14 protein-coding genes are annotated in these 12,397 nt (G+C 66.3%); 9 read left to right on the forward strand and 5 right to left on the reverse strand.

Going from position 1 to position 12,397, the window contains the following annotated elements:
• Window positions 1-61 precede the first annotated feature (61 nt).
• The 3 genes from ACYQ4T_RS02865 to ACYQ4T_RS02875 all read right to left on the reverse strand — a co-directional run bounded on the left by ACYQ4T_RS02865 (window position 62) and on the right by ACYQ4T_RS02875 (window position 2,833).
• Window positions 62-976 carry a sugar ABC transporter substrate-binding protein gene (locus ACYQ4T_RS02865; RefSeq protein WP_459850678.1) on the reverse strand — a complete coding sequence of 305 codons (915 nt, stop codon included), beginning with the start codon at window positions 974-976 and terminating at the stop codon, window positions 62-64.
• A 73-nt stretch (window positions 977-1,049) separates the two neighbouring features.
• Complete coding sequence (locus ACYQ4T_RS02870; RefSeq protein ID WP_459850680.1) at window positions 1,050-1,802, reverse strand: ATP-binding cassette domain-containing protein; 753 nt, start codon at window positions 1,800-1,802, stop codon at window positions 1,050-1,052.
• Entirely contained in the window at window positions 1,799-2,833 is a 1,035-nt protein-coding gene (locus ACYQ4T_RS02875) for an ABC transporter permease (protein WP_459850682.1), read from the reverse strand. The genes ACYQ4T_RS02870 and ACYQ4T_RS02875 overlap by 4 nt, the downstream gene beginning before the upstream one ends.
• A gap of 112 nt (window positions 2,834-2,945) precedes the next feature.
• Here ACYQ4T_RS02875 and ACYQ4T_RS02880 point away from each other — a divergent pair, with 112 nt between their 5' ends.
• Window positions 2,946-3,839 carry a GntR family transcriptional regulator gene (locus ACYQ4T_RS02880; RefSeq protein WP_459850683.1) on the forward strand — a complete coding sequence of 298 codons (894 nt, stop codon included), beginning with the start codon at window positions 2,946-2,948 and terminating at the stop codon, window positions 3,837-3,839.
• Window positions 3,840-3,843: 4 nt separating this feature from the next.
• Here ACYQ4T_RS02880 and ACYQ4T_RS02885 read toward each other — a convergent pair whose 3' ends face one another.
• Both ACYQ4T_RS02885 and qhpR read right to left on the reverse strand, forming a co-directional pair.
• On the reverse strand, window positions 3,844-4,857 hold the full coding sequence (locus ACYQ4T_RS02885; RefSeq protein WP_459850685.1) for a zinc-binding alcohol dehydrogenase family protein: 1,014 nt from the start codon (window positions 4,855-4,857) through the stop codon (window positions 3,844-3,846).
• A gap of 90 nt (window positions 4,858-4,947) precedes the next feature.
• The gene (qhpR, locus tag ACYQ4T_RS02890; protein WP_459850687.1) at window positions 4,948-5,994 is read right to left on the reverse strand and encodes an AraC-like transcriptional regulator QhpR; all 1,047 of its coding nucleotides are present in this window, start codon (window positions 5,992-5,994) and stop codon (window positions 4,948-4,950) included.
• Window positions 5,995-6,170: 176 nt separating this feature from the next.
• On the opposite strand from qhpR, the gene ACYQ4T_RS02895 reads away from it, so the two are divergent.
• The 8 genes from ACYQ4T_RS02895 (at window position 6,171) to ACYQ4T_RS02930 (ending at window position 12,393) form a co-directional block, all read left to right on the forward strand.
• Complete coding sequence (locus ACYQ4T_RS02895) at window positions 6,171-7,172, forward strand: phosphotransferase enzyme family protein (RefSeq protein ID WP_459850689.1); 1,002 nt, start codon at window positions 6,171-6,173, stop codon at window positions 7,170-7,172.
• Between the two features lie 8 nt (window positions 7,173-7,180).
• A complete protein-coding gene (locus tag ACYQ4T_RS02900) occupies window positions 7,181-8,494 on the forward strand; it encodes a class-III pyridoxal-phosphate-dependent aminotransferase (protein ID WP_459850691.1) in 1,314 nt (437 codons plus the stop codon).
• Window positions 8,491-10,047 carry an aldehyde dehydrogenase family protein gene (locus ACYQ4T_RS02905; RefSeq protein ID WP_459850693.1) on the forward strand — a complete coding sequence of 519 codons (1,557 nt, stop codon included), beginning with the start codon at window positions 8,491-8,493 and terminating at the stop codon, window positions 10,045-10,047. The genes ACYQ4T_RS02900 and ACYQ4T_RS02905 overlap by 4 nt, the downstream gene beginning before the upstream one ends.
• 15 nt (window positions 10,048-10,062) lie before the next feature.
• On the forward strand, window positions 10,063-10,671 hold the full coding sequence (locus ACYQ4T_RS02910; protein ID WP_459850695.1) for a BMC domain-containing protein: 609 nt from the start codon (window positions 10,063-10,065) through the stop codon (window positions 10,669-10,671).
• Window positions 10,672-10,673: 2 nt separating this feature from the next.
• A complete protein-coding gene (locus tag ACYQ4T_RS02915) occupies window positions 10,674-11,105 on the forward strand; it encodes a hypothetical protein (protein WP_459850697.1) in 432 nt (143 codons plus the stop codon).
• Window positions 11,102-11,365, forward strand: a complete 264-nt coding sequence (locus tag ACYQ4T_RS02920; RefSeq protein WP_459850699.1) for a EutN/CcmL family microcompartment protein — start codon at window positions 11,102-11,104, stop codon at window positions 11,363-11,365. Before ACYQ4T_RS02915 ends, ACYQ4T_RS02920 begins: the two co-directional genes overlap by 4 nt.
• 24 nt (window positions 11,366-11,389) lie before the next feature.
• On the forward strand, window positions 11,390-11,668 hold the full coding sequence (locus tag ACYQ4T_RS02925; protein ID WP_395019205.1) for a BMC domain-containing protein: 279 nt from the start codon (window positions 11,390-11,392) through the stop codon (window positions 11,666-11,668).
• A gap of 89 nt (window positions 11,669-11,757) precedes the next feature.
• On the forward strand, window positions 11,758-12,393 hold the full coding sequence (locus tag ACYQ4T_RS02930; RefSeq protein WP_459850701.1) for a hypothetical protein: 636 nt from the start codon (window positions 11,758-11,760) through the stop codon (window positions 12,391-12,393).
• The last annotated feature ends 4 nt before the right edge of the window (window positions 12,394-12,397 follow it).

The following is a 12,397-nucleotide window of genomic DNA, read 5'->3' on the forward strand; positions in this document are numbered from 1 at the left end:
ATTCACTCTGCTGTTGGCGGGCCCGACGAGGGCCGGCGCGGCGCCGGCCCTCGCTTGGCGGTCAGAAGTTGGCCATGTTGTCCTTGGTCACCAAGGCGGCGCCGGAGTCGATCAGGGATTCGACCTTCTCGCCCTTGATGGCCTTCACCAGCGCATCGACGCCGAGCTCCGCCATCTTGGCCGGGAACTGGGCCACGGTGGCATCCTCGAGGCCGGCTTCGAGCGCTTCCTTCTCGCCGCAGCAGAAGTCGAAGCCTGCGAGCACGATCTTGTCCTTATCGATCTTCGCGTTCTTGATCGCCTGCGCCGCACCGGCGGCCGGCGGGCCGCAGGCCGCGAAGATCGACTTGATCTCCGGGTTCTTGGTGATCAGGTCCTCGGCGACGCTGATGCCGAGCTCCTCGGTGCAGTTGGTGGCGCCCCTGCCGACGATCTTCACGTCGAGGCCGTCGAGGCCGTCCATCATGCCCTTCACCCGGTCGTCGAGCGCCGGCACGCCGGGCACGCCTTCCAGGATGCCCATCGTGTCGCCGGGTTTCAGCACGGTCTTCAGGTAGCCGCCGATGATCTTGCCGGCATTGTAGTTGTTGGTGGTCGCCAGCGAGGTCGCGTTCTTCCAGTCGGGGATGTTGTTGTCCATCAGGACGACCTTCACCCCGGCGGCGACCGCTTTGTCGAGCGCCGGCGCCACGGTCGGATCGACCGGGGTGATGGCGATGCCCTTCACACCCTTGGTGACCATTGATTCGATGAGCGCGATCTGGCCCTCGATATCCGTGGCCGAGGTGCCTTGGCCGAAGACGATCTCGACCCCGGGATGCGCCTTGGCATAGGCCTTGGCGGCGTCTTCCATGGTGGCGAAGAACGGCACCGGGAACTTGGTGATGAAGCCGAGCTTGATGGTGTCGTCGGCCAGGGCGGGCCTGACGAAAGCCAGAGCCAGCGCCAGTCCTCCCAGCAGCAGTTTCAGTCTCATTGACGTCTCCTCCCAATTGGATCGCCTCGCATCGGGCGACCCTTCCATCCGCCGCCCATCGGCGGCGAATTACTCATGCCTCCGCGCCGACGATCATCGACACCAGCTCCTGCTGGTTGGCGCGGTTCGGCTTCAGCTCGCCGACCTTGCGGCCCTGGCGCAGGACCACGGCGCGGTCGGCAAGCTCGATGACGTGTTCCATGTTGTGGGTGATCAGGATCACCGCATTGCCCTCGGCGCGCAGGCGCGCGATCAAGTCCAGCACCTTGCGCGATTCCCGCAGGCCCAGCGCCGCGGTCGGCTCGTCGAGGATCACCAGCTTGCGCGCGAACACCGTGGCGCGCGCCACGGCGATCGCCTGGCGCTGGCCCCCCGACATTAAGGCGACTGGCGCGTCGAATTTCGGCAGCTTGACCTTCAAGCGGTCGAGCACGCCTGCGGCCTCGCGTTCCATGGCGCGCTTGTTGAGCAGCCGCAATCCCTGCGGCAGCCAGGAGGGAAAGCCGAGCTCGCGGCCGCAGTAGAAGTTCTGCGCCGGCGTCAGGTTGTCGAACAGCGCCAGGTCCTGGTAGACGGTCTCGATTCCAGCCCGCCGCGCCGCCGCCGGTGAGTGCAGGAGCACGGTTTCGCCGTCGAGCCGGATCTCGCCCTCGTCCAGGGCATGGACGCCGCTGATGCATTTCACCAGCGTCGACTTGCCGGCGCCGTTGTCGCCGAGCAAAGCCAGCACTTCGCCGCGATGCGCCTCCAGGCTGACGCCTTTAAGCGCATGGACCGCGCCGAACCGCTTCTCGGCCTGGTGGATGGCGAGCAGGGGCTGGGTCATTGGCCCCTCGCCGATTGCAGCACCCGCGCGCGCGCTTCCAGGTGGTTGCGCAGCACATCCGCCTCGACCGCGACGACGATGATCAGGCCGATGGCGATCATCTGGAAGAAGACGTCGACCCCCAGCAGGTTGAGCGCGTTGCGGATGACACCGATCATCACCGCGCCCACCAGTGCATGGCCGATATGGCCGCGGCCGCCGAGGAAGCTGGCGCCGCCGATGATGACGGCGGCGATGGTGTCGAGTTCCAGCAGGTTGCCGTAGAGCGGCGAGCCTGCTTCGGTGCGGCCTGAGAGCAGCACCGCGCCGATGCCGGCGCACAAGCCCGAGATCACATAGGTCGAGATCAGCACGCCGCGGACCGGGATGCCCATCTGCCGCGCGGCATCGGGCTGGCCGCCGACCGCGTAGATCCAGCGGCCCCAGACCATCGCCTTCGCCATCACCAGCACCAGCGCCGCGACGCCGGCGACGACGAAGAAGGAGTTCGGGATGCCGAAGCTGTCGCCGCCGCCGATCGCGGCGATCGCCGGCGGCATGCCGCGCATCGTGGTGTGGCCGATCGCGAGTTCCAAGGCGAGGCCCTTGCAAATGCTCAAGGTCGCCAGCGTGATGATGAAGGGGTGCGGCAGCCGGCCGAAGACATAGGCGATGCCGTTGACGGCGCCGACCGCGGCGCCGGAGAGCACCATCGCCAGCATCACCAGCGGCGCGGAATCGGTCTGCCGGAACACCAGCCCGCCGATCACCGTGGCCAGCGCCAGGTTGGCGCCGACCGAGAGGTCGATCCCGCGGGTGAGGATGACCAGATGCTGGCCCATCGCGACGGTGGCGATGACTGCGGTCTGCGCGACGATGTTGCCGATGTTGCCGGGTTTCAGGAAATCCGGGGTGAGCAGCCCGATCACGGCGACCAGGGCGACCAGGATCAGCAGCGGCCCGATGCCGAGCAGCCGCAGGCCGAGGGTGATCAGGGCGGAGCCACGCGGCGCCGGATCGCCGATGCCGACCTCCGGCTGTTCTCTCGCCACGTCCACCATGCCTTCCCCTGTTTATGTTTCTTATAGACAAAAAGCAGGTGCTGGCGCTGGTCAATTTGTTTTTTATGGATTAATAATCAGTCTGAGCAGAGATGGGGCAAAAATGAAGACCGATGCAGTGTTCAAGCGGGCGTTCAATGAGGCGCTGGATCTGGTGTCCAACCTCGGCGAGGGCGCCGCGCTGCCTTCAGAAAATCAGCTCGGCGCGCAGTTGCGGGTGAGCCGCACAACGGTGCGCAAGATCCTCTCGGTCTTGGGCGAGCAGGGCACGATCGGCGGCAGCGGGCGGGATCGCTCGGTGCGTGCCGCCGCCAGGGTCCCGCGCTTTCCCGAGGAAGAGACCGTGACCATGTCGGAGCAGGTCGAGCGCCGCTTCATGGAATGGCTGCTGCGCGACAACACGCGGCCGGGCAGCAGCATCAACGAGCTCGACCTGGCGCGCCGCTTCGGCGTAGCGACCACCGGCATCCGCGAGTTCCTCAATCGCTTCGAACGCTTCGGCCTGATCGAGAAACGACCGAATGCCGGTTGGGTGTTCAAGGGCTTCACGCCGAGCTTCGCGCTCGAGCTGTTCGAGATCCGCGAGATGTTCGAGCTGCGCTCGGCGATGGCCTTTGCCGCCTTGCCCGACAGCTCACCGCTCTGGCCGCGGCTGAAGGCCCTGCGCGAGGAGCATGTCGCCCTGCAGCAGGAAGTAGACCTGCGCTTTCACGATTTCTCCGACCTCGACAGCCGGCTGCACCGCCTTATCAATTCCGCCGCGCCCAACCGCTTCATCGAGGATTTCTTCGACATCATCACGCTGATCTTCCACTATCACTACCAGTGGAACAAACGCGACGAGCGCCAGCGCAACGAGGTCGCGATCCGCGAGCACCTGACCTATATCGATGCGCTGCTCGGCCGCAATACCTCGATCGTGGAGCTGGCCTGCCGGGCGCATCTCGCCTCGGCCAAGGAGACGCTGATGCGGGCCTCGTCAACGCGGCAGGGCTGATGATTCAGCCGAGCTCCACCAGCGCCTTCACCAGCCCGCGTTTCTCGCGGACCCAGCGCGGCAGGTCGGTGATGGCGCCGCTGAGCGAGGTGCGGTGGGTGATCAACTTCTCCAGCGGCACATGGCCGCTCTCGATCGCGGTGATCACCCGCTCGAAATCGGCGCGGGTGGCGTTGCGGCTGCCCTTCACCGTCATCTCGCGCTTGTGGAATTCCGGATCGGAGAAGGTGATGTTCTCCGTCACGATGCTGACCAGCACCAGCGTGCCGCCATGGGCGACATGGCGGAAGGCGCCCTCCATCGAGGCCTTATTGCCGGTCGCATCGAAGACGACGTCATAGCCTTCGTTGCCGGTGGCCGCGGCGACCGCTTCGACGACCTTGTCGTCGGCCGCCATCGAACGCGCGGCGATCCCGTTCTCGACCGCGAAACCGAGGCGCTCGCTGTCGCGGTCCATGATCGTGATGTCGCCGCCGGCTAGCTTGGCGAACAGCGCCACGCCCAGACCGATCGGCCCGGCGCCGATCACCAGCGCCCGCTTGCCCTCGATGATCTCCGATCGCGCGACCGCATGCGCGCCGATCGCCAGGAACTCGCAGCTCGCCCCCTGGTCGACCGTGAGGCGGCCGGCCGGATAGACGTTGCGCTCGGGGATGCTGATCCGCTCGCACATGCCGCCGTCGCGGTGCACGCCGAGCACGCCGATCTGCATGCAGCAATTCGGCTTGCCGTTGCGGCAGGCGATGCACTTGCCGCACGCGACATAGGGATTGATCACCACCGTCTCGCCGGCTTTGAGTGCGCTGCCTTCGGGCGCCTCGATCACCGTGCCGGAGAACTCATGGCCGACGATGCGCGGATATTGGAGATAGGGGTGCTTGCCCTGGTAGATGTGGAAGTCGGTGCCGCAGATCCCGATCCGCTGCACGCCGACCAGCACCTCGCCCGCGCCGCGGATCGGCTCCGGGCGGTCCTCGACCACGATCTCGCCGGGCTGCCGGCAGACGACTGCTTGCATGAACTCTGACCGTCTGGAAATGGATGGGATCAGCCTTGGTTAGGCCTTTCGGCCGCCCGTTACAACCTTCGAGCTAAAGCCTTGATTCGTCTAGTGTCTGACAAGGCTCTGGCGGTAAATCCGCGGCGAGACCCCGGTCCAGCGGGTGAAGGCGCGGGTGAAAGCGGAGAGTTCCGAGTAGCCCAGCAGCAACGCCACCTCGGTCAGCGGCAGCTGGCGCTGTTCGAGATACATGCGGGCGAGGTTCTGCCGCATGGTCTCGACCGCGTCTTTATAGGTGAGGCCCTGCTCGGCGAGGCTGCGCTGCACTGAAGGTGCGGAGACGCGAAGCTCCGCCGCGATCTGGTCCAGGGTCGGCGCGCCGTTCGGCAGGCGCATGCGGATCGCGGTGCGGATCCGGTCGAACAGGCCGCCTTCGCCGCCCTGCAACCCCAGCGCCTGCAGGCTGGCCTGCATGGTCGCCAGCAATTTGAGATCGCGCGCCGGCATCGGTTTCTCCAGCACGTCGCGGCGGAAGGCGAGGGCGTTGGTTGGCTGGCTGAAATAGACCGGCGCATCGAAGGCCGCCTCATGCTCCTGCCAGAGCTGCGGCCGCGGATGCTCGAAATAGACCTCCTCGGGCGACCAGTGCGGGCCGCAGCATTCGCGGATCACGTTGAGGAACATGCCGAGCGAAAGCTCCGCATCCTGTCGCCGCTCCAGGATCTCCGGCGCCTCGACCCGGTATTCCAGGCGAATGAGCCCGTCGCGCCCGGGAACGAGGCGCATGGACGAGGATTCCTGGTGATAGCGGAACAGGCCGACCAGGTTTTCCAGCGCCGAGCCCAAGGTCGGCGACGAGACCGTGGCATAGCCCCAGAGGCCGAGATCGCGCGGCTGGAACTGGTTGCCGAACCAGAGGCCGAAATTGTCGTTCTGGGTCCGCCGCGAGGCTTCCTCGAACAGCCGGCAATAGTCGCTCAATTTCAGCTTGAGCGTGGGCGAGCCGGCCATGTCCGGGGCGATGCCGGAATTGCCGAAGATCCGGTCGATGTCGCCGCCGGACTTCTCGATAAAGGGCACGATTCCGGTCGCGGCACAGGCGAGCACGATCGGGCCGTGCGCGTGTTCGCTCTGGATTTCAGCCAGTCCGGTCATGGCGCGCCTTCCCTGCTGGGATCCCTGTAGAACGGCGTCTTTGAGCGAAGGATTGCACGCTTGCTGCACCGCCGCAAGCGGGGTGTCGGGCGTCGCTGCCTGTCAAGATCGGCAGGCCGCCGGTCAAGTAAGACGCGGTCCCGGGTCCTAGGGTCCAGCAGTTCCGAGGAGAGGCGATGAGCGAGATGCCGAGTCACGAGTCCCTGATGCGCAGCATCGGCCTGCTGGCCGAGGCGGCCTTGCCGCGCTGGGGTCTCGAGGGCGCCGCCCTCAAGATGATCAACCACTCTGAAAACACCACTTACCGCGTGGCTCCAGCCGGTGGCCGCAAGCCGGTGATCCTGCGCGTGCACCGCCCCGGCTATCACAGCGTCGACGGCATCCGCAGCGAACTGGCCTGGATGCGCGCGCTTCAGGCCGAAGGCGGCGTGCCGACCCCGCAGGCGATCCCGGCGCGCGACGGCCAGGATGTGCAGACCGTCGCGCATCCCTCGCTCTCGGCGCCGCGCAACTGCGTGCTGTTCGAATTCATCGAGGGCGAGGAGCCGCGACAGGATCACGACCTGATCGAGCCCTTCAAGCAGCTGGGCGAGGTGACCGCGCGCACGCATCTGCATTCGATGCAGTGGAAGCGGCCCGCCTTCTTCGAACGCACCATCTGGGACTTCGAGCACAGCATCGGTTCAAAGCCGAACTGGGGCCCCTGGACCGAAGGCCCCGACATGACCCCGGCGCGCCTGCCGCTGCTGAAGAAACTGGCCGCGGCGATGGGAAAGCGTCTCGCGCGCTACGGCCAGGGGAAGGACCGCTACGGCCTTATCCATGCCGATTTCCGGCTGGCCAATCTGCTGATCCACCAGGGCGACATCCGGGTCATCGATTTCGACGACTGCGGCCTCGGCTGGTTCCTCTACGACGCCGGCACCGCGGTCAGCTTCTTCGAGCACAAGCCGGAAGTGCCGGGCCTGATCGCGGCCTGGGCCGAGGGCTATCGCCGGGTGCGACCCTTGTCGCAAGAGGACGAAGCGGAGCTGCCGACCTTCGTCATGCTCCGCCGCATGATCCTCTTCGCCTGGATGGGCAGCCACGCCGAGACCGATCTCGCCAAGCAGGAAGGCCCGGCCTACGCCGAGGGCACCTGCGAAATGGCGGAAGCCTATCTCACCAAGTTTGGATGAGGCCGAAGATGGAACAGCCCAAGGGATTCAACGAGGGCCAGAGCCCGGCCAAGCAGGAATTCATCGCGAAGTCGAAAGAGTTCTGGAACCCGAACAAGACCCAGTTCTGGCAGGACCAGCATGTCGACCTGGTGATCGACCGCCGGGAAGGCTACCTGCTCTATGACATGGACGGCCGGCGCCTGATCGACGTGCATTTGAACGGCGGCACCTACAACATCGGCCATCGCCATCCGGAGCTGATCGAGGTCCTGCACCGCGGCACCACCCGCTTCGACATGGGCAATCACCATTTCCCGGCACTGGGGCGCACCGCGCTGGCGGAGGAGCTCGCCAAGGTCTGCGGCGGCGGCATGCAATACACCATGTACACCGCGGGCGGCGCCGAGGCGATCGACCTCGCGATCAAGTGCGCGCGCAACGCGACGCAGAAGCGCAAGATCGTCTCGATCATCAATGCCTATCACGGGCATTCGGGCCTCGCGGTCGCGACCGGTGCCGACCGATTCTCCAAGACCTTCCTCTCCGACCGCCCCGACGAGTTCATCCATGTGCCGTTCAACGACCTGAATGCGATGGAGGACGCGCTCCGGGCCAAGGACATTGCCGCGGTCATCATGGAGACAATTCCGGCGACCTACGGCTTCCCGATGCCGGTGCCGGGCTACCTGACCGCGGTGAAGCAGCTCTGCGAGCGCTACGACGCGCTCTACATCGCCGACGAGGTGCAGACCGGTTTGATGCGCTGCGGCGAGATGTGGGGCTATCAGCGATACGGCATCGAGCCCGACCTGATGGTGACGGGGAAGGGAATCTCCGGCGGCATATATCCGATCGCCTGCGTGGTCGCGACCGAGCGCGCCGCTCAATGGCTGAAGCAGGACGGCTTCGCCCATATGTCCACCATGGGCGGCGCTGAATTGGGCTGCCTGGTGGCGCTGAAGGTGCTGGAGATCCTGCAGCGGCCGCAGATCAAGCCGATCGTGAATTACATCTCGGAGACGATGCGGTCGGGGCTCACCGAGATCATGAAGCTCTATTCCGACTTTTTCGTCGGCATCCGGCAATGCGGCGTGGTCATGGGATTGGAGTTCGACTACCCGGAAGGCGCCAAGCCGGTGATGAAGCATCTCTACGAGCACGGCGTCTGGGCGATCTTCTCGACCCTCGACCCGCGCGTGCTGCAGTTCAAGCCCGGTGTACTGATGCCGACGGCGCTCTGCGAGGAGCTGCTGGAGCGGGTCGAGCGCGCGATCGGCCTGGCGCGGGCCGAATGCATGGGCTCGAAGTCCAAGCGCTGGGTGCGGAGCGCGGCCGAATGAACTCGATCGTCGCCGAGCTGCTCGCGGGCGAGAAACGCCAGACCGGCCAGGCCGACCTGATGCTGGAGGCGGCCGGCTGGGCCGCGTCCGCCTTCGCCTTGTTCGACCGAGCCAAAGTCGAGGCGATCGTCCATGCCGCGGCGGAGGCGGGCTACGCCGTCGCCGGCAGGCTCGGCGAAGCCGCGGTCAAGGAAACCGGCTTCGGCGTTGCCGCGCATAAGAAGCTCAAGAATGAGATCACCACCCGCGGCCTCGCCGAGCTCTATCGGGGCGAGGACTTCTGCTCCAAGCGGATCATCGCCGAGAAGAAGATCGTCGAGCTGCCGCGTCCGGCCGGCGTCATCTTCGCGCTGACGCCCTCGACCAACCCGGTCTGCACCGTCTTCTTCAAGATCCTGCTCGCGCTGATGACCCGCAATGCGATCGTGATTTCGCCGCACCCGATGGCCAAGGCCTGCTCGGCCGAGGCCGCGCGGGTCATGGCGGCGGCGGCGGAGAAGGCCGGCGCGCCCGTCGGCACCGTCCAGGTGATTGACACACCGACGCTGCCGCTGGTCGAGCATGTGATGCAGTCGCCCAAGATCAACGTGATCCTGGCGACCGGCGGCACGCCGATGGTGCGCGCCGCCTACAGCTCCGGCAATCCCGCGATCGGCGTCGGCCCCGGCAATGCGCCGGCGCTGGTCGATGCCAGCGCCGATCTCGACCGGGCGGCGAAGCGGATCGTGGAATCGAAGAGCTTCGACAACTCGATCCTCTGCACCAACGAAAGCGTCGTGGTGGCGGAGGAGACGATCGCCGACCGCCTGCTCTCCGCTTTCGCGAAGAACGGCGCCTATGTCGCCAAGCCTGACGAGGTCGCGGTTTTGCGCGACCTGCTGTTCGGCAAGGGCAGCTTCAACATCGAGGTGCTGGGTAAGTCGGCGCTCGAGATCGGCCAGAAGGCCGGGATCCGCGTGCCGGCCAATGCCAAGATCATCCTGGCCGAGATCGACCGGATCGGCATCGACGAGCCGCTCTCCAAGGAGAAGCTCTGCCCGGTCGTGGGCTTTGTGCGCGCGCCGCATGCCGAAGGCGCCATCACCATGTCCCGCGCGCTGATCCGGCTCTCCGGCGCCGGGCATTCGGCGGCGATCCACAGCAAGAACCCGGCCACCATCCTGAAATTCAGCGCCGCGGTAAAGGCGCTGCGCGTCGCGGTCAACGCACCCTGCAGCCAGGGAGCGGCCGGTTTCGCGACGCATCTGGCGCCGACCTTCACCATCGGCACCGGCTTCTTCGGACGCTCCTCCGTGGGAGAGAATATTGAACCTAAGCACCTCGTGAACTGGACCCGCATCGCCTACAACAGCGACCCCGCTGAAGCCTTCGGCGATTTCAGCGGCATCGACGCCCGTTTCCCCGATCCGGTGCTCGGCCGCGAATCGCCGATGACCCTCGGCCGCCTGCAGGAAGGCGCCGAAGCCGCACCCGCGAGCGACGAGGTCGCCATCCTGCGCGAGGAGATCCGCCGCATCGTGCTCGACGAACTCCGCCACGCCCTACGGAAATAGGGTGGGGAAACAGCCATGGCGGAATTGCGCTCCTTCATCTTCATCGACCAGTTGCAGCCGCAGACGCTCTGCTACATGGCGAGCGGCATGCGCGGGCGGTTGCCGCGCACCAACATGGCGGCGCAGATCATCGAGATCGCACCGGGCCTCGACATCGAGCCGCTGACCGACGTGGCGCTGAAACATGCCGATGTCGGCGGCGGCATGCTGGTGGTCGAGCGGCAGTTCGGCACCCTGGAATTTCATTCGCGCTCGACCTCTTCCGTGAAAGCGGCGGCGCGCGCAGTGCTGGACGAGCTCGAGGCCGACGAGGGCGATGCGATGAAGCCCAAGGTCCTGGCGGCGAAGATGGTGACCCGGGTCGATCCGGTCCATGCCTTTCTCATCAACCGCAACAAGGCGGGCTCGATGATCCTGCCGGGCGAATCGCTGTTCGTGCTGGAGATGCAGCCGGCGTCCTACGCCATCCTCGCCACCAACGAGGCGGAGAAGGCGGCGGAGATCAAGGTCGTGGACTACCGGATGATCGGCGCGACCGGCCGGGTCTATCTCTCCGGCGAGGAATCGGATGTACGCATGGGCGCGCAGGCGGCGGAACGCGCCATCCGCGCCTTGGAAGGATAGTGATGCTCGACGGCAAGGAACTCCGTGCTCTGATCCGCGACGTGATCGCGACCGAGATCGCGGCGGTGAAGCGTGATGCCGCGCCGGTGAAAGCCGCGCCCGCGGAACATCGGGTGCGGATCGCCAATGACGCCGACCTCGCGGCCTTTGCCCGGCAGGTGCTGAGCCTGGCCGGCGATCCCGCCACCCGCAGTGCCATCGCCAACGGCAGCTACCGCTTCACGCTGGAAGGCGGCGCTGCGACGGCGCCGATGCCTGCCGCGCCGGCAAGCGCTTCCTCGCGGATCGAGAAGGGCGTGGTGACCGAAACCCTGCTGCTGAAACTGCCCAAGGGCACGAAACGGCTGCAGGTCGGCGCCCAGGTCAGCGTCACGCCGCTCGCCCGCGACAAGGCGAGCAGCCTCGGCATAACCATCGAGAGGATGAAGCCATGATTCGTGGAAACGTGGTCGGCCGCTATTGGGCGACCAAGCGCATCGAGCACATTCCCTCGGGCGCCTTTCTGGAAGTGGAGACGTCGGGCGGCGGCCGCATCATGGCCTTCGACGTCTTGGGCTGCGGCGAGGGCGAGGAGGTCATGGTGGTGACCGGCTCGACCGCGGCCTCCTGGCTCGGCGGCGGCAAGATTCCGATCGACGCGCTCATCATCGGATCCCTGGACCAACCGGCCGACGCCAAGTCGGCCCGCAAGTAACTCAATCAAGCAACGGAGAGAACCATGTCCAACGCAATCGGAATGATCGAGACCAAGGGCTTCGTCGCGGCACTCGCCGCTGCGGATGCGATGGTGAAAGCGGCGAACGTGACCATCGTCGGCCGCGAGGAAGTGGGCGACGGCCTGGTCGCCGTCATCATCAACGGCGATGTCGGCGCGGTGAAGGCCGCGACCGAAGCCGGCGCCGAAGCCGCCAACACCGTCGGCACCCTGGTCTCGGTGCATGTCATCCCGCGGCCGCATGCGGACCTGGCGAAGCACTTCACGACGTCGGGCAAGTGACGATCCTTCCGGATCGTCATACCCGGGCCACGTCCGCGAACGCGGACATTCGCTAACGTGGGCCCGGGGATCTGGCGGGGCGTGCTTCCATGACCGAGCTCAGAGTCTATCTGCTGATCGAATCCCTCGCGCGGCAGTTCGCGGCGTACATGTCCACGCCGACGCGGGCGCGGGGCTATCCGCCGCTGGAGGGCGAGCACAGCCTGATCATCGAGGTGGCGCCGGCCTTGGCGATCCACCGGATCTGCGATCTCGCCTTGAAGAGCGCGCCGGACATGGAGCCCGGCCTGCTCTATGTCGAGCGGCAATACGGCCTGCTGGAACTGCATTCCGCCGACCTCGACGCCCTGAAGCAAGTGGGGCAGGTGGTGCTGGACGGAATCGGCCGCAAGGCGACCGACCAGCTGAAGCCGCGCACCCATTTCGCCGACATCATCGAGAATGTCGCCGACCAGCATGCGATCATCCTCAACCGCACCCGCGAGGCCTCGATGCTGCTGCCGGGCAAGTCGCTGCTGCTCTATGAGCTCGAGCCGGCCCTGTTCGCCACCGTCGCCGCCAACGAGGCCGAGAAGGCGGCGCCCGGCATCACCCTGGTCGATGTGCAGATGATCGGCGCGACCGGGCGGCTGTTCCTATCGGGCTCGACGGAGGATTGCACCAAGGCCCGCGACCGCATCGACGCGGTGCTGGGCAAGGTCGAGGGCCGCGCCGCGTCGCGCTGACTGG

It is taken from the genome of Dongia sp. agr-C8 (genome assembly GCF_054658695.1).